At 59.0% G+C, this 17,720-nt stretch carries 23 protein-coding genes; 3 read left to right on the top strand and 20 right to left on the bottom strand.

Features of this window, described 5'->3' with window-relative positions; genetic code table 11:
• Positions 1-269 precede the first annotated feature (269 nt).
• The gene (locus tag NW816_RS05610; RefSeq protein WP_414408520.1) at positions 270-1,640 is read left to right on the top strand and encodes an amidohydrolase family protein; all 1,371 of its coding nucleotides are present in this window, start codon (positions 270-272) and stop codon (positions 1,638-1,640) included.
• Here the strand turns inward: NW816_RS05610 and NW816_RS05605 are convergent.
• The 4 genes from NW816_RS05605 to NW816_RS05590 are packed head-to-tail and all read right to left on the bottom strand — an operon-like array spanning position 1,548 to position 3,914.
• The gene (locus tag NW816_RS05605) at positions 1,548-2,006 is read right to left on the bottom strand and encodes an FxLYD domain-containing protein (RefSeq protein ID WP_414332474.1); all 459 of its coding nucleotides are present in this window, start codon (positions 2,004-2,006) and stop codon (positions 1,548-1,550) included. The two genes, NW816_RS05610 and NW816_RS05605, sit on opposite strands and share 93 nt — an antisense overlap.
• Positions 2,007-2,037: 31 nt before the next feature.
• Positions 2,038-2,664 (bottom strand): 5-formyltetrahydrofolate cyclo-ligase, encoded by a 627-nt coding sequence (locus NW816_RS05600; protein WP_414408519.1) that lies wholly within the window; start codon positions 2,662-2,664, stop codon positions 2,038-2,040.
• Between the two features lie 44 nt (positions 2,665-2,708).
• Positions 2,709-3,173, bottom strand: a complete 465-nt coding sequence (locus NW816_RS05595; RefSeq protein ID WP_011432059.1) for an FKBP-type peptidyl-prolyl cis-trans isomerase — start codon at positions 3,171-3,173, stop codon at positions 2,709-2,711.
• A gap of 60 nt (positions 3,174-3,233) precedes the next feature.
• On the bottom strand, positions 3,234-3,914 hold the full coding sequence (locus NW816_RS05590) for a hypothetical protein (RefSeq protein ID WP_011432060.1): 681 nt from the start codon (positions 3,912-3,914) through the stop codon (positions 3,234-3,236).
• Between the two features lie 76 nt (positions 3,915-3,990).
• On the opposite strand from NW816_RS05590, the gene cobJ reads away from it, so the two are divergent.
• Positions 3,991-5,913, top strand: coding sequence for a precorrin-3B C(17)-methyltransferase (cobJ, locus tag NW816_RS05585; protein ID WP_414408518.1), 1,923 nt, complete (start codon positions 3,991-3,993; stop codon positions 5,911-5,913).
• Positions 5,914-5,931: 18 nt separating this feature from the next.
• Here cobJ and modB read toward each other — a convergent pair whose 3' ends face one another.
• Positions 5,932-7,719: a molybdate ABC transporter permease subunit gene (modB, locus tag NW816_RS05580; RefSeq protein WP_414408517.1), complete on the bottom strand. Its 1,788-nt coding sequence runs from the start codon at positions 7,717-7,719 to the stop codon at positions 5,932-5,934.
• 23 nt (positions 7,720-7,742) lie between these two features.
• Positions 7,743-8,504 (bottom strand): molybdate ABC transporter substrate-binding protein, encoded by a 762-nt coding sequence (gene modA / locus NW816_RS05575; RefSeq protein ID WP_414382931.1) that lies wholly within the window; start codon positions 8,502-8,504, stop codon positions 7,743-7,745.
• Positions 8,505-8,759: 255 nt separating this feature from the next.
• Between modA and NW816_RS05570 the strand changes: the two genes are divergently transcribed.
• Positions 8,760-8,969: a TOBE domain-containing protein gene (locus tag NW816_RS05570; protein ID WP_011430671.1), complete on the top strand. Its 210-nt coding sequence runs from the start codon at positions 8,760-8,762 to the stop codon at positions 8,967-8,969.
• Between the two features lie 28 nt (positions 8,970-8,997).
• Here the strand turns inward: NW816_RS05570 and NW816_RS05565 are convergent, their stop codons facing one another.
• The 14 genes from NW816_RS05565 to NW816_RS05500 all read right to left on the bottom strand — a co-directional run bounded on the left by NW816_RS05565 (position 8,998) and on the right by NW816_RS05500 (position 17,696).
• Positions 8,998-10,650, bottom strand: a complete 1,653-nt coding sequence (locus NW816_RS05565) for a helix-turn-helix domain-containing protein (RefSeq protein ID WP_414408516.1) — start codon at positions 10,648-10,650, stop codon at positions 8,998-9,000.
• A 343-nt stretch (positions 10,651-10,993) separates the two neighbouring features.
• Positions 10,994-11,251: a hypothetical protein gene (locus tag NW816_RS05560; protein ID WP_011432066.1), complete on the bottom strand. Its 258-nt coding sequence runs from the start codon at positions 11,249-11,251 to the stop codon at positions 10,994-10,996.
• A 94-nt stretch (positions 11,252-11,345) separates the two neighbouring features.
• Positions 11,346-11,615 (bottom strand): FeoA family protein, encoded by a 270-nt coding sequence (locus NW816_RS05555; RefSeq protein WP_414408560.1) that lies wholly within the window; start codon positions 11,613-11,615, stop codon positions 11,346-11,348.
• 136 nt (positions 11,616-11,751) lie between these two features.
• Positions 11,752-12,051, bottom strand: coding sequence for a 2Fe-2S iron-sulfur cluster-binding protein (locus NW816_RS05550; protein WP_414408515.1), 300 nt, complete (start codon positions 12,049-12,051; stop codon positions 11,752-11,754).
• Between the two features lie 42 nt (positions 12,052-12,093).
• Positions 12,094-12,459, bottom strand: coding sequence for a nitrogenase-stabilizing/protective protein NifW (nifW, locus tag NW816_RS05545; RefSeq protein WP_414408514.1), 366 nt, complete (start codon positions 12,457-12,459; stop codon positions 12,094-12,096).
• The gene (locus NW816_RS05540) at positions 12,456-12,719 is read right to left on the bottom strand and encodes a CCE_0567 family metalloprotein (protein ID WP_011432070.1); all 264 of its coding nucleotides are present in this window, start codon (positions 12,717-12,719) and stop codon (positions 12,456-12,458) included. The genes nifW and NW816_RS05540 overlap by 4 nt, the downstream gene beginning before the upstream one ends.
• 66 nt (positions 12,720-12,785) lie before the next feature.
• On the bottom strand, positions 12,786-13,133 hold the full coding sequence (locus tag NW816_RS05535) for a NifX-associated nitrogen fixation protein (RefSeq protein ID WP_414408513.1): 348 nt from the start codon (positions 13,131-13,133) through the stop codon (positions 12,786-12,788).
• 1 nt (position 13,134) lies between these two features.
• On the bottom strand, positions 13,135-13,302 hold the full coding sequence (locus tag NW816_RS05530) for a hypothetical protein (RefSeq protein ID WP_414408512.1): 168 nt from the start codon (positions 13,300-13,302) through the stop codon (positions 13,135-13,137).
• Between the two features lie 2 nt (positions 13,303-13,304).
• The gene (nifX, locus tag NW816_RS05525) at positions 13,305-13,724 is read right to left on the bottom strand and encodes a nitrogen fixation protein NifX (RefSeq protein ID WP_414342057.1); all 420 of its coding nucleotides are present in this window, start codon (positions 13,722-13,724) and stop codon (positions 13,305-13,307) included.
• A gap of 74 nt (positions 13,725-13,798) precedes the next feature.
• Positions 13,799-15,136 carry a nitrogenase iron-molybdenum cofactor biosynthesis protein NifN gene (nifN, locus tag NW816_RS05520; protein WP_011432072.1) on the bottom strand — a complete coding sequence of 446 codons (1,338 nt, stop codon included), beginning with the start codon at positions 15,134-15,136 and terminating at the stop codon, positions 13,799-13,801.
• Complete coding sequence (gene nifE / locus NW816_RS05515) at positions 15,124-16,530, bottom strand: nitrogenase iron-molybdenum cofactor biosynthesis protein NifE (protein WP_414408511.1); 1,407 nt, start codon at positions 16,528-16,530, stop codon at positions 15,124-15,126. Before nifE ends, nifN begins: the two co-directional genes overlap by 13 nt.
• Positions 16,521-16,880: a Mo-dependent nitrogenase C-terminal domain-containing protein gene (locus NW816_RS05510; protein WP_414355667.1), complete on the bottom strand. Its 360-nt coding sequence runs from the start codon at positions 16,878-16,880 to the stop codon at positions 16,521-16,523. Before NW816_RS05510 ends, nifE begins: the two co-directional genes overlap by 10 nt.
• A 3-nt stretch (positions 16,881-16,883) precedes the next feature.
• A complete protein-coding gene (locus NW816_RS05505) occupies positions 16,884-17,108 on the bottom strand; it encodes a DUF2949 domain-containing protein (RefSeq protein ID WP_414355668.1) in 225 nt (74 codons plus the stop codon).
• A 42-nt stretch (positions 17,109-17,150) separates the two neighbouring features.
• Complete coding sequence (locus NW816_RS05500) at positions 17,151-17,696, bottom strand: ferritin-like domain-containing protein (RefSeq protein ID WP_414355669.1); 546 nt, start codon at positions 17,694-17,696, stop codon at positions 17,151-17,153.
• Positions 17,697-17,720 lie beyond the last annotated feature (24 nt).

The following is a 17,720-nucleotide window of genomic DNA, read 5'->3' as shown; positions in this document are numbered from 1 at the left end:
CGCTGACGGTTGGAATGGATGTAAGGGCCAAGTCCTCTCAAATCAGCTCTCGATAGATTATCCCTCTGACTACTTGGTTGATATCTTGCACAACCGGATGCTGTTGGGGACTACAGCCCTCTTTTATAAAGTGAGCAATAACCCAATCAACTGGTTTCCTAAATTCGGGCTTTGAGGTAATTTAAGACATCTTTATCTGATTTGGCCTATCATTCAGTCAACTGTAGTTGCTTCTTTCCATCCTAAGTTCAAACAAATAGCCACAACATATGGATCTCATTTTGCGCCGGGCCAATTTGCCGGATGGCCGCAAGGGAATCGATATCGGTATCCAGGGGGATCGCATTGTGGCTCTGGAAAGCAACTTACAAGCCACTGCCCCCCAAGAAATTGATGTCAGCAACCGCTTGGTGTCGCCCCCCTTCGTGGATGCCCACTTTCACATGGATGCCACCCTCACCTATGGGATCCCGCGCATCAACCAATCGGGGACGCTGTTGGAAGGGATCGCCCTCTGGGGGGAGTTGAAGCCGCTGTTGACCCCCGAGGCGGTGATGGAGCGGGCCTTGACCTATTGCGACTGGGCGGTGGCTCGTGGGATCCTGGCCATCCGCACCCATGTGGATGTGTGCGATCCCAAGCTGTTGGCGGTGCGGGCGCTGCTGGAAGTCAAGCAAAAAGTGGCTCCCTACTTGGATTTGCAACTGGTGGCTTTTCCCCAGGATGGCTACTATCGCTCGCCAGGGGCGGTGCAGCTCCTGGAGAAGGCTCTGGATTTGGGGGTAGAGGTGGTGGGCGGAATCCCCCACTTCGAGCGGACGATGGCCGAAGGGACGGCTTCGGTGCGGGCCCTATGTGAAATTGCAGCAGCGCGGGGTCTGCGGGTGGATCTGCACTGCGACGAGACCGACGATCCGCTTTCGCGCCATGTGGAAACCTTGGCCTACGAAACGCTGCGGCTGGGCTTGCAGGGGCGGGTAGCCGGATCCCATCTAACTTCCATGCACTCGATGGACAACTACTACGTCAGCAAACTGATCCCCCTGATGGCCGAGGCAGAGCTGGGGGTGATCGCCAACCCGCTGGTCAATATGGTCATCCAAGGTCGCCACGATACCTACCCCAAGCGACGGGGGCTGACCCGGGTGCCCGAGCTGATGGCCGCAGGCTTGACGGTGGCCTTTGGTCATGACTGTGTGATGGATCCCTGGTACCCTTTGGGCAGCGGCAACATGCTGGAGGTGGCCCACATGGCCATCCACGCCGCCCAACTGACTGGCTATGAGCAGATGCGCCAGTGTTTTTTGGCGGTAACAGAAAACCCGGCCCGCATTCTGGGGTTGGAAGGCTACGGCCTGGAACCCGGCTGCTACGCCGATCTGGTGGTGCTCCAGGCCGCCGATGCCGTCGAAGCCATTCGCCTGAAACCAGCTTGCCTGTATGTCTTCCGCCGGGGCCGGCTGATCGCCCAAACCCCGCCTGTGGTTGCCCAGCTCCATTTGCCTGAGCGCCCCACCCAGGTGGAGTTCAGCCGCCAGCTTTGGACCTCATCGGCGCACGGTACCGCTGAAGCCGCTGGCCTTGAATTGCTCCAGGGTGAGGGGCAGGGGGCTGGTTATGGGCACCGAGATGCGAATTGAAAAAGGGCTCTCGCCGGGAGGAACTTCTGCAATGGCCCCCAGGCGGGTACGCTCCGGCAGAACCTCGTTGCCGTTGGCATCGTAAAGCCGACCGAAGACATCCGCGTTCAGCAGGGTATTTTTGGAGCGGTTGACCACTGTGCCTTCGACGAACAGGCACCTGGCCGGTATGGGGTTGCCGTTGCTGGTCACCAGGTTGGTGTATTCGGGGGTATCGGGACAGGGGGTGACGTGGAGATCCTTCAGTTGCAGGGGGATCGCCCCAAAGCCCATCAAGAGCACCGCCAATGCCACACAGCCAAAGCTCATGCAGACAAGACGCAGCTTTTGGGTTAGCCACTGCGCCGGCTTCCAAACTTGGCTCATCGTTTTTCCTCCAAGGCCCACCCTCTTTAGTCTAGGGGATCCCCGTCTCGTAGAACCTCTCCTCGGTTTGGATCCCATCCAGGCGCTGATCCCAAGGATCCTGAGGTAGAGGCTGCTCCAGTAGGCAGGCTTGGGGGACAATGCCCCACTTGGGCACACTGGGATCCGGCAGAGAGGCCAAAAAGCAATCGTAATAGCCGCCGCCATAGCCCAAACGCCTTCCCCACCGATCGCAGGCCAGGGCAGGCACCAGGATCAAATCCGCCTCGGTGGGGTCGATAACTGTGCTGCCGGGAGAAGGCTCCAGCAAGCCCCAGCAGTTGGGGACAAGCTCAGCCGGCTGGTAGCGGTGCCACTGCATTTGCCGCCGCGGCAGACAACGGGGGATCCCCCACTGCTTCTCCGGGAAAAGGACAAACAGGGATCCCAAGTCCACCTCGGAGCCAAAAGCTACGTAAGCCAGGATGGTTTTGGCGGCCAAAAGTTGGGGGCAAGAGGCCAAATGAGCCACGATCTTCTGGCTGATAAGGGATCTGTCCAACCCCTGCCGCACCTGGCGAAAGTGCTGGCGCAGGCGAGCTTTTTCTAGGGCAGGATCTGCTGCCAGAGAACTGGGCCGCCAAGAAGAAGACAGTTCCGGGGAAGGGAGTTCCTGCACAAGCCCAATGCCGCTTGGATATTCGGTCTCTGCAAGATCTGAATCTACTGGATGGCCAGGAGCTCCACTTCAAAATCCAAGGTGGCATTGGGGGGGATCACGCCGCCGGCGCCGCGGCTGCCATAGGCCAACTCCGGCGGAATGCGCAAGTAGCGCTTGCCCCCCACCCGCATGGTGGCCAGCCCTTCCTCCCAGCCACGGATCACCTGCCCTACTCCGTAGGTGAAGACAAAAGGCTGATTGCGCTTGTAGGAGCTATCGAAGATGGTGCCATCCTGTAGCTTGCCCACGTAGTTGACCACCACCGTTTGCCCCGGCTGAGGCGAAGGCCCACTGCCTTGAGCAATATCGTAGTATTGCAATCCCGACTCGGTGGTGATGAAGTCCTTGGCTGGGGATTGCACGCTCACCACCGGATTGTCCTTGGCCCGCGATAGAGCTATGGCCGGCTGGCCGCCCCACACCCCAAGCCACAGCAAGCCCAGCACCAGCAGCAGCACCCGTTTCATCCGTTGGCGTCTCCCCACCGCCGACTTTTTGCTTTCCTTTACCAATCTTAGAGGATCCCGTCAGCCTTTCAGTTCGGCAAATTCGATAATCTGACCCTGGTGATCCCGCACCCAAAAGACGAAGGGCTTCTCGGAGCGAATGCTGTTGCGGATCCCTTGTTTGTTGATTCGCTTCAGAAGGGCCTTAAGGGACTCCCGCTCATAGCTGACATGGCGATAGCGAACGCCGCTGCTGCGGCCCGCTGCCGGTACAGTCCCGTAAGCAGAAGCAGATGAGGAGCTAGGCCTAGAGGCGTTGCCGTAGGAACCGGACCCCGCATAGGGATCTGTAGAGCCAGGGATCACGTGCAATTGAACATTGTCGGAGAGTTGGTACCAAAGTCCGGGGGTATCCAATTGGGTGGGCCCAGAGGTGGGACGGGCTTTGGCATCGAAGCGGGGACTGAGGCCAATATCCCCTGGAAAGTAAGCGGATCCTAGGCTGTAGCCGACCATGCTTTGCTCGTAGCCGTAGTAGTACTGCAGGGGCAGCTCCGCTTCCGGCAGTTTCAACACCTTCTCGTAAAACCCTCTGGCCTGCTCCAAGTCCGGCACGATGATGGTGTGGACGCGGGGAGCGCCGCTTAAGAATGTCCACATGGCCCCCCCATAGGCCGATAGCAGCAAAAACATCAGCCCCTTCGTGGAGAGCAAAACCTCCAGGGGGATTAGGGGCAGCATCAGTCCAGGTGGGATGACCATCGGCACTTGTCCCTTCGCGGGTGGCTCTATGTCCAGTATAGGATCCGGGGAGAATCCTGGCCTTGGCCCACGCTCGATGAAGCTTGCTCTGTTTGCCCCCAGCCCGCGCGCCCGCCGGTTGGCCAACTCTCTGATACCGCTCTTGGGCAAGGAGGTGAGCTGCTGGAGCAAAGCTGACCCGCAGGGGCTGCCCTCCCCCTGGCAGGCTTACGGGGATCCCAAGGATCCCACAGCGCCAGGCTCCCTAGCAGAAGCCGTTGCCCAAACCTGGCCCCAGGTGCAGGGCTGTCTCTTCATCTTGGCCGCAGGGTCGGTGGTGCGGCTCATTGCCCCCCTCTTGCAGGACAAGCAGCGGGATCCAGCGGTGGTGGTGGTAGACGAAGCCGGTCGCTGGGCTATTAGCCTGTGCGGGGGACATGTGGGGGGGGCCGATGCCCTGGCGCGGCAGGTGGCCGCTACCTTGGGAGCCCAGCCGGTTCTCACCTCTGCTTCCGAGGGGCTGGGGATCCCGCCTTTGGATTTGCTGGGGGATCCCTACGGCTGGCGGCGGGGCACTGGAGATTGGAACGGGGTGGCAGCCGCCTTGACGCGGGGAGAGCCGGTGGCCGTTCACCAGACCTGCGGCACGCGGCTTTGGCGACAAGCTTGGCCGGCAGATCATCCCCTAGTGGCCTCCTCTCCTCCCCATCCCGTTGCCCAGATCTGGATTGGGGAATACCTCTCCCCTCCCACGGGGATCCCGACAGTGCACTGGCATCCGCGGGTGCTGTGGGTGGGGGTGGGCTGCGAGCGGGGCACTACCCGCGCTTGGCTAGAGGGATCCCTGCGCCGCCTGCTGCAGGCCCAGGGGCTGGCGTTCGAGGCCATTGCCGGCCTGGCCACCCTAGAGCTCAAGCAAGACGAGCCGGGTCTTTTGGAGCTGGCTCAGGCCCACGGCTGGCCCATTGAGTTTTTCCCGGCAGAGGCTTTGGCTGGGATCCCAGTGCCCCACCCTTCGGAGGCGGTGCGGCAGGCGGTGGGCACCCCCTCGGTAGCGGAGGCGGCTGCCCTCTTGGCAGCTCAGACTTGTCAGACTTGGGGAAGAGGTGACAAGGTTCCTGAGAGGCCATCCTGTGTTGCGGAGAAGGTAGAGCCCTTTGGGGGAGCAACCCTCCTCTGCCCCAAGCAGGTCTTCACCTCGAAAACCGAAGGGGCCTGTACCCTGGCCATTGCCCGCGCTGCCCGGGAATATTCCCCTCGCAGTGGCCATCTGTGGCTTATTGGCACCGGCCCCGGCGATCCCGCTCAATTGACCTTGGCCGCCCGCCTGGCTTTAGCCCAAGCTGAGGTGGTGATTGGCTACCAGCTTTATCTAGACTTGGTGGCCCCCCTTTTGCACCCCGGCCAAATCTGGGAGGCCTCTCCCATTACCCAAGAGCTGCAGCGGGCCAAACAGGCCATCGCTTGGGCGCAGCAGGGGCTGAAGGTGGCGGTGATTTCTTCGGGGGATGCCGGCATTTACGGCATGGCGGGCTTGGTGCTGGAGTGCTTGGTCCGCTCTGGCTGGGATGGGATCCGCCCTTCTCTGGAGGTGCTGCCGGGGATCTCTGCCTTCCAGGCGGCTGCCGCCCGGCTGGGGGCTCCGCTGATGCACGACTTCTGCGCCATTTCCCTCTCGGATCTGCTTACCCCCTGGCCAGTGATTGCAAAACGCCTTCAGGCGGCTGCCCAGGCGGACTTTGTGGTGGCCCTCTACAACCCCCGCTCGCGGCAGCGGCTGGATCCCTTCTTCAAGGCTCTACAGATCTTTCTGCAGGCCCGACCCGCCCATACCCCCGTGGCTTTGGCCCGCAACCTCTACCGCCCCGGCGAAACCCTCCACCTCACCACCCTAGGGGAGCTGGATCCAGAGCAGGTGGACATGCTCACCCTGGTTCTTATCGGCAACTCTCAGACCTTTCGCCATGGAGACCGGCTGATTACCCCGCGGGGCTATTGCCTGGGCGAAGAACCCACTTGACGGGTGTTAAGCCCAGACTCAAAACACCATCAGATGCCGGGGATCCAACTGCAGCCACCACGGGGATCCCCAACCTTCCACCTCTCGCCAGCGCTCCCGCCACACCTCGGCCTGCAGGTGGTAGTCCTGGCTGTGGGCAGGAGGGCTGCCCAGCTTAAAGAAGAGGGTCAGCCGGTGGGGGGTCTCGCTCCACTTCACCAGCCAAGCGGGAAACGTGTTGGGCAGCTTCCCGTCGGGCCTGAAGGTGAGGTGGTGGGCGCGGATGGCGATGTATTCTCCCGCTGGGGATCCCTGTACCTGCAGCTCACAGCCCCAATCCAAGGCCAGCACTCGCTGAGAGCCCAGGGGCCTGGCCCGAGAGATGTTTTTGCAGCCCGTCAGTTGCGCCACGCTGAGGCAGGGGGGAGCCTCAAAAAGCTGGTGCTTGTCCCCCTGGACAATGATTCGTCCCTGCTCCATTACAGCCAGATCCCCGCAGAGGCGGAAGGCTTCCTCAATGTTGTGGGTTACCAAAAGCGTGACTCCCTTGTAGCCCGCTAGGATTTCCCCCATCTCCTGCTCCAGTTGGCTGCGCAGGTGGGCATCCAAAGCAGAAAAAGGCTCATCCAGCAGCAAGATCTCCGGCTCAGAAGCCAAGGCTCGCGCCAGGGCCACCCGCTGCTGCTGTCCTCCGGAGAGCTCCGTGGGATAGCGGTTTTCCCAGCCCTTCAGCTTGACCAACCGCAGCTGGGCCTGGATCCGCTCTTGTTTTTCCGCTTCGCTCAAGCCCGCAGGGATCCCAAAAGCGATGTTCTGGGCGACGGTGAGATGGGGAAACAGAGCGTAGTTCTGGAAGATCACCCCTACCCGTCGCTGAGCGGGGGGCAGCCGGATCCCCTGTTCGGCGTCAAACAACGCCCGCTCGTTGAGCAAAATGCGCCCACCATCTGGGGTTTCGATCCCGGCAATGCAGCGCAAAAGTAGGCTTTTGCCGGATCCAGAGGCCCCCAGCAGTCCTAATGGCCGCCCGTCGCAGCTCAGTTGCGCCTGCAGCTCAAATTGGGGCAGCTTCTTGTCAATGTCCACCCAGAGGCGGGGGGCCGGAGTTGAGAAATCCGGATCCCTTCTGGTGAGAACCTGTAGAGGACGAGAGGGAGGTCGCTGCCAGGGCCGTCGCTGAAACCAAAGGTTAACTGCCGTCATCACCCCCAAGGACAACATCAAGACCAAGGCCGAGCTAATGGCTGCCCCCCGCATGTCCCCCGCCTGAACGGCAAAGAAGATGGCCATGGACAGGGTTTGCGTGCGGCCCGGGATGTTGCCTGCCAGCATCAAGGTGGCGCCAAACTCCCCCAGAGCGCGAGCAAAACTGAGGGTAATCCCCGCCAGGATCCCTGGTAAGGCCAAAGGGATCAGCACCTGCGTAAAAATCTTGGCCCTGCTTGCCCCCAGCGTGCGGGCTGCCGCCACCAGCGTCGGGTCAATCTGCTGGAAAGCTCCCAGGGCCGTGCGGTACATCAGGGGCAGGGCCACCACCACTGCCGTGATCACCCCGGCATACCAGGTGAAGATGACCGATAGGTTCAGCGAGGCCAAAAGTTGTCCCAGAAGGGTTCGCCGACCAAATAGCAGCAACAATAGGAACCCCACCATGATGGGCGGCAACACCAGCGGCGCCAATAAGATGGCCTCGAGGAGAGAGCGCCACCGACCTCGGTAGTGCAACATCCCATAAGCTGCCAGCGTCCCCACCCCAAAGGTGATAGCTGTGGCTAAGCTGGCAATCCGCAACGAGATCCACAGCGGAGACAGGTCGTAGTCGCTCATCTGGGCAATTGCAGAGGGATCCCTTACAGGCGGATAAAGCCGTACTTCACAAACACCTCTGCCGCTTCCCCTGAGGTCAAAAACTCCAAGTAAGACCGTCCGGCGGGAGTATCGCGCACCAAGGCCACCGGATAGACAATCGGCGTAATGGGATCCGCCGTAGCCACCACCCGCACCCGATCCGAAAGCTGAGCATCCGAGGTAAACAGGATCCCGGCGTCGGCATTGCCCTGCTCCACCGCCGTCAAAATTTCCCGCACCGTGCTGGCAAACACCATCTTGGGCCGCAGCGTCTCAAACACCCCCGCCTCGGTGAGAATTTCCTGGGCATAGCGTCCGGCGGGCATGGCCTGCAGATCCCCAATGGACAGAACCCGGATCTCTTCCGCCACCAAGTCGGCAAAATCCTGAACCTTGGTTCTGGCATTGGCAGGCACAATTAAAGCCATGCGGTTGCTGAGAAGATCTCGCCGGGATCCCTCCACCAGCAGGTTTTGCTTGGCAAGGGCGTCCATAAAAGAGGCGGCTGCGAAAAATACCACGTCCAAAGGAGCCCCCTGCTCCACCTGTTGCTGGAGAGAGCCGGAATTGGCGAAGTTGTACTCAACCTTGATGTCGGGATAGCGGGCGGTGAACAACCGGTCGATTTCCGTTAAAGCCGGTTGCAAGCTCACCGCAGCCCCCACCAAAATGGGCTGAGATTGCGCCAAGCCGGGAGCCGACCCCCACCTCAAAGCCAGAGCGGCCAGGATCCCCAGGAATAACATTGCAGTTCTTCGTTTCATAGCCATTCTTCTTTGACCCGTGACGACTTTCAGAACAGGAAAATCCACCAATCGCTCGGTACTTTGACCATTAGAGGTTGCAGTTTGTATCTTTAAGATACATAATCTAGACTATTGGCAGCCCTTCCTCCCCAGAGGCAACGATAAGCATCTGATAGTATTGAAACCGGTGTTGAATGACCATCCGGCAAGCTCCTCTCTTGTTCAGTTCGGTCAACACCCCTGTTGCTCTGCTTGTTCAACAAAGGAGAAGTCATGCAAATCAGCACTCGCAACTTTTTTAAAGGAACTGTAAAAAGCTTCCAGGTGGGCATGGTCAATGCCGAAATTGTTCTGGAAGTTGCACCAGGCATAGAAATAACAGCCATTATTTCTAAGCACTCTGCCGAACGGTTGGGTATAGCAGTTGGAAAAGAAGCGTATGCTGCCATTAAAGCCTCAGATGTGGTCATCGCCGTGGATTAGTGGTGGATTAGCAAATTGAGTGACTGGCCTAGACTTGCTGTTGCCTGGGATCCAAATACAGGGCTTTGATAAGGCGCTGGCGATCGTTTAGGCTGATCTGAAGCCGCCCATTCTCTACATCCCGCACCCAGCTCTGGCTGCGCCCCAGCCTCTGGGCCAATTCCCGCTGGCTGATTCCCTTTTGCTGGCGTGCCGCCGAGATATCCGCTCCACGCAAAGCTTTGCTTGAGGGGAAGTCTTTTGGGTTTTCGGGAGGGCCAGGGAGATCCGAGTCTGTTGCAACAGGCGCAGACTTTGCCCTACGCTGCCGCCGGGATCCCGATTCTCGGGTCGGGGATCTGGCTTCTTGAACTACTCGACGATGCCAGTCGGAGGGCAGATGAAATCGTTGAATGCGAGCCTGCATCAAGAGTCCCCACTTGCCCCGCGGCCCGGCAGCCGTCAGCAAGCCACCGTTGTTGGCATCTTCAATCCAAAAGTTCAATGCCTCGTCCGCATCCTCGGGCACAGCTTCCAGGCGAGCCCACAGGGGTTGAATGGAAGAAGGATAGGTGAGGGGATCGAACTCCGGCTTGAGGCCGTAGTGGTTGAGAACCTCCAGATCGCTTTCAAAGGTGCGCACCAGCCGTTTGCGTTCTTGGAGATTGAGATAAGCTTCCTGCAGTCGCTCTTCCCCGTAGGCCACTCGCATCAGGGTGGGCACCGTCAGACGCTGTTGCCGCCCCATCCTCACTTTGAACAACAGCCACAGCAGCAGGCGCATGGCTCCTTCATGGTGTTGCCAATGGCTCATCACGGCCTGCAGCAGGGATAGGGGCAGGCTGCTGTACTGATAAAAGGCTTGCCCCTGGCGGCACCCTTGTCGATTGAGAAAGTACCGTGTCCATTCGCCGGGCTGAATCGCCCAAGTCAGGCCCACCAGATGGTTGCAGCCCTGCTCATCTTTTTGAAAGTGGCGATGCATCTTGAGCAGCCTCCACAGAGGGCCAGCCGGTACCGAAAACCCCTTCACCCGCCCCTGATCCGGCCAATCGATGGAGACTTGAATCCGACAGAGCTGCTCTATCCAGGTCATGAACAGGTGGAGACGGGTCATCTTGCTCAGATCTTTACGTTTATCCCAGCCCAAATAGGACTCCAATTGTGAGTCGGTGAAAACAAAGGATTCCTTCCAGGGGCTATCCAACCCGGCGGCATAGGCAGCAAAAATAAGATGCAAACAGGCAGTTCGCACATCGATCGGAGCACTTTGTGGGATCCCGTCCAAACACAGAGTTAGGGTCAGAGATCCCTGGTTGTGGCCAACAGATTTCTGATAGTAAACCTGGTTATCTCCCTGCTTTTGCAGGTTGAGAGATTGAAATTGAGATAGGAAATTGCAAGCTTCCCAGACCACAATTGACGAAGCAAAAGCCTGGCTATGGCCGTTCAAAAATAGAGGTGGACTGCTGCGAATGCGGGCCGTGACCGTGCGGTTGCGCCCCTTCATGGCTTCATAAGGCTGCGGGGCAGAACCGGGACACAGGCTAACGCACTGAGGTTCTGGGAAGAAACCTTCGCAGTCATTGCACAACAGAGGATTAATCCAGTATTCCCCATCCTGGACAACGATAGCTTTTGTAGGACAGCTATCTACGCAAGCGTGGCAACCGATACAATCCCCTGAGATTTGATAAGCCATAGCCCTCGAACTCCATAGCGTTTCCCTGTAGCTCTCCTTTGTTCACGCCTGCTATCGCATCTGCAAAACCCTAAACCCGGCCATGGAGACCTTCCTCGCAAAGCCGTGGCAGCCCGGCGAGAGACCTTAGTTTAAGGTCTGTTTCCTAAGCTCAATTCGTGAACTGGATTGAGCGATACCTCAAAAGATCCCCGGCAGGCCAGGGAGATTTGGTCTAGGGTGAACCTTCTGGAAAGCTTTGTTTTCTCTTAACTTCTAATGTTTGCAGTGAACTTTTGAGATGGCTTTGCAGGCTACTCCTCCCCCCTTGAGAGCCTTTTAGGGATCCGAACTGCAACAAGTGTCAGGCGAAACGCTCAATAACCAAGCCGACACAAGGTCGTCCGCCCACCCAATACGTCGATTCATCGGCAAGGTTGTGGCTTGGCTCTAGATGCCAACCCAAGGGATTGGGTTCTAGCTCCAGCGCCCGCACGATTTCTTCTGGGCTGAGCCCTGTGCAGAGTTGAATGTGTTGCAACTTGGGAAATGGCTTTTCCACAAGGCTAAGCTCTTCAGCAGCTTTAAGGATGGAGCCCAGGTGTAGCAAACAGGTGTTCATAGCTTTGCTCCCAAATCAAGATAGATTATGAAGAGATGTGCTTACCTTGAGTGTCTCTCATTGCAAGTTAAAAATTGGGTAAATAGACTACATTTTAGAAGGCTCTTGGCAAATTTAAGATTGTTTTCTTATTCGGTTCTTGGGGAGGCGCTAGGGTGCAACGGGGATCCATGCAAACCCAGATAGGTTTAGCCAAATAAGCAGGAAGGAAAAGTTGGCCATTGGGTAGGAGTAGGATCCACTCAGGATGACGTTGGATAACCTGGAGATAGGTGCCCACAGTGAGCCCCATTTGCTGCAATTGGGTGCAAACAGCTTCGGATCCGCGCAGTCGGTAAATGCGACCTTCTTCTCCAATCTTCATGAGTTGGAGAGGAGATATGGTTATTGAGATCTTAGGAACCGTGGACGGGGCCAACATACAGGGATCCCTAATCTTAGAAGAGGCCATTTGAGCCTTGCCCGAGTCCATTTGCGAGCAGCTTGGAAGCAGCGATCTATCAAACCAAGTAAGCTTCCTGGTGAGTGCGAATCGTACAATTGGAGCGAGGTCTGGCCACACAGAGCAGCACAAATCCCTTGGCTATTTGCTCCTCATCCAGAAAGGTTTGCTCCGATTGATCGACTTCTCCTTCTACCACTTTGGCCACGCAAGAGGAACAACTACCGGAGCGGCAGGAAGAGGGCAAGTCCACATCTTGATCCTCAGCCGCCTCTAGGATGGTTGAATCTTCATCTACTGAGATATAGGTATCAAGCTGTCGTTTTAGGTTAACCAAGTGAACTGTGTAGGTAGCCATGATGGAGTCTCCAGAGAGCTGACGAGGGGTAAACAAGAGATCTTAGGCAGGGATCCCAGGGCTGCATTCGCCCCGCTCTCCCAAAGAGCTGCAGCCGGCACAGCCGCCGACAGCATCTGGACAACCGTAGTCTTGAAAGACTCGGAATAGCTTCTCCTGCTGCGGAGTAGAGGTGAGAAAGGTTTGGTACGCTTTTTCCAGCGCTTGCCGAGCTTGCTCCAATCGCTCTTCTTCGCTGCCCTGGAAACACTCCAGAGGGCCTAGATACTGAGCAAATTTGCGTAAGATATGCAAGCGATTTACATTGACCACCCGCGGATCGTAGGGGAGCTCGAAAAAAGCGAAATAATCTTCGGCATTGACTAGGGATTGGAAGTCTTTCCAACGGCGGTTGTGGTTCCAACTCATCGGCAGGTCTCCAGGGTTTTCAAGCGTTGTCTGAGGGTGTGCAGCCGGGCAAACAGGGCATAGGTGCGGGCTGCCAAGTCGGGGAGTCGCTCGAACCCGTCGGGTAGCCCCTCGGCCAGATCGTGCAGATCCATTTTCAGTTGGCCTGCTTTGCTGTTTAGTCGTTTGATCTCGGTGCGGAGCTGGTCGGCAGACAGGTGTTCAAAGGGCTCGAAATCCAGGCCGTTCACAACATTCTCAACGTCACTCTCATTCAACATGGGCAAGGCACTCCTAATTGCTGAAGAAAAAGAAGAAAAAATGGCTGCCGGGACGGAGACAAGCGGCTACAGTCGGCCCACCTCAGGGTAGGTTCGGGCCAGTTGGATCCCTTTGTCGATAAGGGCAGTGGCTTTTTCGCTGAGCTGTTCGAGGGAGTCAAAGCCAAAGCGATGGGCATCCCGCAGGGTGTTGACCACCAACAACAACCGCCCTGAGAAGACCAGCACCCAACCAAAGCCTTCGCTGTTGAGATCCAGCACCACCTGAGCCAGGAGGCCCGTCTCCTTTTCGATCAGGGCGGCAATGGCGCGGTAGTAGATGAGGATGCGGCTCCGCACTGCCGGATCCACCTCCCCTTCCAGGGATATTTGGCGCTTCTGGGCTTTGGTGACGACAAAGGGCTTGAGCAGCAACTCATCCCTCCAGGTGCGGTAGGTGCCGTAGTTCTGATGCGAGCTGCAGTTGTCCCGCCTGCCCATCCCTCCAGGTGCGGTAGGTGCCGTAGGGATCCGCCGCCCGCATCTGGCGGACGATCTCCTGCAGGATGGGGCTGGTCGAGGGGGAAAGAGGGGTAACCGTCATGGCTAAACCTCCGCAGGGGAAGTAGAGGGATTTGGGGCTTCGGCTTTGCGGGCGCGCTCGGCCAAGAGCACTTTGCGCAGCCAGGGGGGAGGATTGTGCAGGGTGGTTACCAGGCGCTGCAACAAGCTCTCGATGGATTCTTCTTCCGACTGCACTTTGATGGGGGTGATGCGGCGGTTGATCAGGCGGGCGGCGGCACTGCTGCCAATGGCAGCCACGTAGATGAGGGTGACATCGGCCAAAGCCTGCAGCTTGGGCACCAGCTTGTCCTCGTTGCCATCTGCCTCCAAGTTGCCCCCAAAGGTGAGGGTCTTACAAAATCGGTAGCCTTCGGGGGTGACTTCGTAGAGGTCGATCTGGTTGGCCCAGCCAAAGTGGGCATTGACGTGCTTGCCGTCGCGGGTTGTAAAGGCCACTTGCATAGGCGTTCTCCTTAGAACCGTGAACTTGAGGGTTTAGGGGAGCTAGGGGGATCTAGCTCGAAGCTCTGGATCCCTTAGAATCCATGCCCAGAAACCTGGGGTGGGCTGGGGTGACGGGCTTCCTCCTGCTCCATCAGCAGGTTGCCGACAGCAAACAGTTGGGATAGGGTGCCGCGATAGCCCACCTGACAGAGGTGGTTGGCCCCCAGCCGGTCGAAGATGGGGATCCCCATCCGATGCACCGGGATCCCCAGCCGCTTGCCCAGGCGCGCCACGTGGGAGTTGCCCACCAGCAGGTCAGCCCCGGGTGCTAGCTCCTCCAGATCCCCCAGATCTCCCACCCGCACTGCCTCAATGGGAAGGGTGGTCAAGTGGGGATCCGGTGTGGGACTGATGGCCGCCTGGATCTGACAGCCCATATCCAGCAGCCAGTCCACCCACCCCCAGAGCAGATCGGCTTCTAGGGCCAAGGCAATCCGCTGGTTGCCGAAGAAAAAGTGGCAATCCAGGAGGGCATCTTGAACCTGGCTGCGCTGGCGGCGGTAGCGAGAGGGCACCGGCTGCTGGCTGTGATCGGCCAAGGTTGCCAAAAAGGGATCCACAGCCTTGAGACCGGTCAGGTGGGGGAAAACCCGATAGGGGGTGCCAAAGCGCTGGGCCAGGATCTGAGCGGCAGGGCGCATGCTCTCGCCGACAGCTATGGTGAGGCCGGAACGCCCGAGCTGGCGCAATTGCTCAAGGGTGGTGCCGCCGTCTGGGGTCGCCCTAAAGCCGGTGCCCAAGTGTCCGTCCAGGGAACCCGCGGGATCCGGCACCAGGATCGGCTCTAGGCCAAAAGCCTCCGCCATTTCTTTGATCTCCTGGGCGTCGGCAGGGGTGAGGGCAGGCCCGCACAGCACCGTTACCTGGGCAGGGCGGACGGATCCCGACGGCGATTCCGGCAGGGTGCTGACCAAGCTGTTGACGGCGATGGCATAGCCGTCTTGCAGGGATCCTTTAAAGTCAGGCGTAGAGGCCAACACGATGGGCAGATCCTGCAATTGCGGCTGGCGCCGGCGCAGCTCTCGCAGGATGCGCGGCATATCGTCGCCGCGGGTTTCCGTGAGGCCGGTAGTGAGGAGGCCGATTAGCTCCGGCTGGGCCTTCTCCACCAAGGTGAGAATGGCAGCTTCGACATTCTCCTCGCCTCCCAAGATGGTGTCCACCTCGGACATGGCAGTGGTGGACATGGGAATGGCCTCGCGGAAATGGCGTACCAGCAGCGCTTTGGCAAAGGCCGTGCAGCCCTGGGAACCGTGGAAGAGGGGCAGACAGCCCTTGATCCCCAGAAAGGCCAGGGCCGCCCCCAGCGGAGCGCTGAGTTTGAGGGGGTTGACGCTGAGGGGCTTGCGTTCTTGAATCAACTGGGCCATCCTCCCACCTCCTTTGCTGCTGAGGTCTCCCAGGGGGCAGGCCGTCGCAACTGCTCCCAAATGGGACTGTGGAGGGCAGCATCGATTTCCCGCGCCAAGTTCACCAGGCCGCGATAGCCGGCATAGGCATGGTGCCGCTCCTGGTTGATGTCCAGAAAGGGGATGCGGGCCTTGAGGGCGGTGTACTGGTTGCGTCCGCCGGCGATGAGCAAGTCCGCCTTCGTGCGCCTCACCACTTGGAGCAGCTCTTGGGGGCTGCCCTTGTCCAGGAGAATGCCCTCTTGGCCAAGCAGCTCGCGGATGCGGGCTTTGTCTTCTTCGGTGCTTTTGCGGGTGCTGGTGGCCGTTACCTGCATCCCCAGATCTCGAGCGGCGGAGATGATCGACCAACTTTTCACGCCGCCGGTATAAAGGACAACTCGTTTGCCCGCCAGCCGCTGCCGGTAGGGGGCCAAAGCCGCCTCAGCGGCGCGAGTTTCTCGCTCGATGAGGGCCTCGGTACGCTCCTGCAGTTGCGGATCCTTCAGCCCTTGGGCAATGGCCCTTAGGCAGTGGCTCATCTCCTGCAGCCCGTAAAAGGAAGCCTCGATGTAGGGGATCCCGTAGCGCTCCTGCATCTTGCGGCCCACATTGAGCAGGGCTTTGGCGCAGATGAGGACGTTCAGCTTGGCCCGGTGGGCGGTACAGATCTCGCGGTAGCGGCCATCGCCGGTGATCTTGGCCAAGATGCGGATCCCCAGCTCGTCAAACAGAGGCAAGACATCCCACAGCTCGCCGGCAATGTTGTACTCGCCGATGAGGTTAATGTCGCGGGGAGTGGTGTACTCCGGGGAGGCGGTGCCGATAACATAGTCCAGCAGGGCTTCTCCGGCCAGACGGTTGCCTAGGTTTTTGCTGCCCACAAAGCCGGGCGCATTCACCGGAATGACCGGGATCCCAAGCTGGCGGCTGGCCCGCTGACACACGGCCTCCACATCGTCGCCAATGAGGGCAGTTATACAAGTGAGATAGACAAAAATGGCGGCAGGCTGGTATTTGGCCTGCAAGTCAAGGATGGCCTGGAACAGCTTTTCCTCCCCCCCGAAGATGATCTCGTTCTCGCTCAGATCGGTGGTGAAGCCCACCCGATAAAGCTGGGGGCCAGAAGAGAGGCTGCCCCGCGTCCCCCAAGAGTTGCCGCTGCAGGCGATCGGTCCATGCACCAGATGGGCGGCATCGGCGATCGGCACCAGGGCAATCGAGGCCCCATCAAAGGCACAGCCTCCCTGCGCTCCTCCGGGCTTGGCCTGCTCGGCACAGACCTTGTTTTTGCCTTTGCCGTCTTTCTTGTGGTTGTGCTCGCAGGCGGTCTCGTTGAGCAGCTCCGCCACTTTGGTTCGGCTGATCATGGGCATGATGGGATCTCCTGAGAAGAGGGGGGCTGGGGTTGAGCCGCAGCTTCGGCCAGATAAGCCGCCGCCCGTAGCCGCAGGGCGATGATCTCCTCGTAGAGGGGGTTGATGCGACAGAGGGCCGGAATGTGGACGGTGCGGGATCCCAGTCGGATATCCCGCTCAAAGGGACAGGAAGCCGGGATCAAACGACAAATCCAACGGGCCTGCCGGGATCCGCGAATTTCAATGCTGTTGAGCCAGCGGCGTGGCCACTGCAGGGCAGATCTGAAAATTGGGTTAAAAACCAGGCCGAGCCATCCCAAAGGGTTGCCGACTCTGGGATAGGGAAGAGAAGGGTAGGGATAAGTCATGGCTTAAACCTCCGAATGGGTAGGACTTGTAACAAGGGAACGTAGAGCGCACCATTCAAAAATCTGCTCCAGTTGCTCCAAAGAAATCAGCCCGTAATGCCAGAGGATCATCGGCAGGGGGCCCTGTTCACACCCATGCCGTTTCAGGGCGAAGGTGAGGGCGGATTCCGGGATCCCAAGCTCGACTTGCAAAAACTGGAGCAGCGGCGCCCGATCGGGGGTAAGCATGGCAGAGTCTCCCAAAACGAGAGGTGGGCGTGAATGGGCAGGCTAGGGTGGGGACAAGCCCAAAACCAAGCTGTCGGCAGCGAGAAAGTGGGCCAGGTGAAAGGCCCGTTCTTCTGTCTGCAGCAAAATCTGCTCGTAGAGGTGACGGGTGGCGCGATCCCCAACACTTTCCGCCAGAGCCGCCTGGCGACGCAGCAGATCGATCAGGCTTTGCTCGGCCCGCAAATCCGCTTCCAGCATGGGCCGCACGGCCAATGCATCGTCCCCTTCCGGGCTGAAGCAGCACAGCTCCGCCAGCTTGGCAAAGCTGGAGGCCGGGATCCCACCCAGGCCGTTCAGGCGCTCCCCCACCTCATGGGCGTGGTTCTGAACTTCCTGTAGACTTTCGTTGAAAAATTGATGAATTGAGTAGAACTCTGCTCCTTCGACAACCAGATGGTGCTTCAGATACTGCAAATACAGCCCCTGAAGACTGGCCCAAGCCAGGTTGAGGCCCTCGCAGATGGGAACCGTGATCTCCCGTCCCAGGTGAACGGGGTTGTCTCGGACTTGTTGGAAGGAGCGAGTTGAGGGGGATGGAGTGGTCATTGGCGCTACCAAAACGAGGTGAAC

This window comes from Synechococcus sp. W55.1, from assembly GCF_047461655.1.
Lineage (GTDB): Bacteria > Cyanobacteriota > Cyanobacteriia > Thermostichales > Thermostichaceae > Thermostichus.
The sequence above is the reverse complement of the archived record's forward strand: the minus strand, read 5'-3'. Positions and strand labels throughout refer to the sequence as shown.

Bases quoted from the DNA above. Each gene is read 5' to 3' on its own strand.
- NW816_RS05610 (WP_414408520.1), top strand. From the start codon at position 270: ATGGATCTCATTTTGCGCCGGGCCAATTTGCCGGATGGCCGCAAGGGA.
- NW816_RS05605 (WP_414332474.1), bottom strand. From the start codon at position 2,006: ATGAGCCAAGTTTGGAAGCCGGCGCAGTGGCTAACCCAAAAGCTGCGT.
- NW816_RS05595 (WP_011432059.1), bottom strand. From the start codon at position 3,173: ATGAAACGGGTGCTGCTGCTGGTGCTGGGCTTGCTGTGGCTTGGGGTG.
- NW816_RS05590 (WP_011432060.1), bottom strand. From the start codon at position 3,914: ATGGTCATCCCACCTGGACTGATGCTGCCCCTAATCCCCCTGGAGGTT.
- cobJ (WP_414408518.1), top strand. From the start codon at position 3,991: ATGAAGCTTGCTCTGTTTGCCCCCAGCCCGCGCGCCCGCCGGTTGGCC.
- modB (WP_414408517.1), bottom strand. From the start codon at position 7,719: ATGAGCGACTACGACCTGTCTCCGCTGTGGATCTCGTTGCGGATTGCC.
- modA (WP_414382931.1), bottom strand. From the start codon at position 8,504: ATGAAACGAAGAACTGCAATGTTATTCCTGGGGATCCTGGCCGCTCTG.
- NW816_RS05570 (WP_011430671.1), top strand. From the start codon at position 8,760: ATGCAAATCAGCACTCGCAACTTTTTTAAAGGAACTGTAAAAAGCTTC.
- NW816_RS05565 (WP_414408516.1), bottom strand. From the start codon at position 10,650: ATGGCTTATCAAATCTCAGGGGATTGTATCGGTTGCCACGCTTGCGTA.
- NW816_RS05560 (WP_011432066.1), bottom strand. From the start codon at position 11,251: ATGAACACCTGTTTGCTACACCTGGGCTCCATCCTTAAAGCTGCTGAA.
- NW816_RS05555 (WP_414408560.1), bottom strand. From the start codon at position 11,615: ATGAAGATTGGAGAAGAAGGTCGCATTTACCGACTGCGCGGATCCGAA.
- NW816_RS05550 (WP_414408515.1), bottom strand. From the start codon at position 12,051: ATGGCTACCTACACAGTTCACTTGGTTAACCTAAAACGACAGCTTGAT.
- nifW (WP_414408514.1), bottom strand. From the start codon at position 12,459: ATGAGTTGGAACCACAACCGCCGTTGGAAAGACTTCCAATCCCTAGTC.
- NW816_RS05540 (WP_011432070.1), bottom strand. From the start codon at position 12,719: ATGTTGAATGAGAGTGACGTTGAGAATGTTGTGAACGGCCTGGATTTC.
- NW816_RS05530 (WP_414408512.1), bottom strand. From the start codon at position 13,302: ATGACGGTTACCCCTCTTTCCCCCTCGACCAGCCCCATCCTGCAGGAG.
- nifX (WP_414342057.1), bottom strand. From the start codon at position 13,724: ATGCAAGTGGCCTTTACAACCCGCGACGGCAAGCACGTCAATGCCCAC.
- nifN (WP_011432072.1), bottom strand. From the start codon at position 15,136: ATGGCCCAGTTGATTCAAGAACGCAAGCCCCTCAGCGTCAACCCCCTC.
- nifE (WP_414408511.1), bottom strand. From the start codon at position 16,530: ATGCCCATGATCAGCCGAACCAAAGTGGCGGAGCTGCTCAACGAGACC.
- NW816_RS05510 (WP_414355667.1), bottom strand. From the start codon at position 16,880: ATGACTTATCCCTACCCTTCTCTTCCCTATCCCAGAGTCGGCAACCCT.
- NW816_RS05505 (WP_414355668.1), bottom strand. From the start codon at position 17,108: ATGCTTACCCCCGATCGGGCGCCGCTGCTCCAGTTTTTGCAAGTCGAG.
- NW816_RS05500 (WP_414355669.1), bottom strand. From the start codon at position 17,696: ATGACCACTCCATCCCCCTCAACTCGCTCCTTCCAACAAGTCCGAGAC.